Annotated in this window: 1 protein-coding gene; it reads right to left on the bottom strand. The window is 60.1% G+C overall.

The features are described 5' to 3' along the window. Positions 1 to 226: hypothetical protein (locus GPT33_RS15690; RefSeq protein ID WP_296810666.1), on the bottom strand; the 226-nt coding region annotated here is incomplete at its 3' end. Positions 227 to 356 lie beyond the last annotated feature (130 nt).

The raw sequence follows: 356 nt of genomic DNA on the forward strand, positions 1-356 counted from the left end.
CAAGCAAATTCAGCCCGTAGTCGCAGAACTCCTGCAGCTGTTCCTGATCCAGGAGCGTCGCTCCACTTTCCAAGGCCCCGGCGATCGGGAAAAAGTCCGCCAAGGCCCGCGCCAGATCGATCGGGCCGGACGGGTCCTCCATGATCGCCTGAGCCTCCTCGCTCCTTGCGAGCACCGCCTGGGTGACGTCCAACGCGAGGTCGGAGATGACATCGTTCTCGATCACGAGGGGTTTCATCGACAAGAGGGATCACCTGTTGGCTAGAATGGACCAAAACGCAGTGTCTGCAGCCCGTTGGAGTGCGACATGAATTCTTGGGAGTCCGAGTTCGGGATCACTCGGCGCTCCTTCAACC

The sequence above is a fragment of the Thiocapsa sp. genome, assembly GCF_011390875.1.
In the GTDB taxonomy this organism is placed as follows: domain Bacteria; phylum Pseudomonadota; class Gammaproteobacteria; order Chromatiales; family Chromatiaceae; genus Thiocapsa.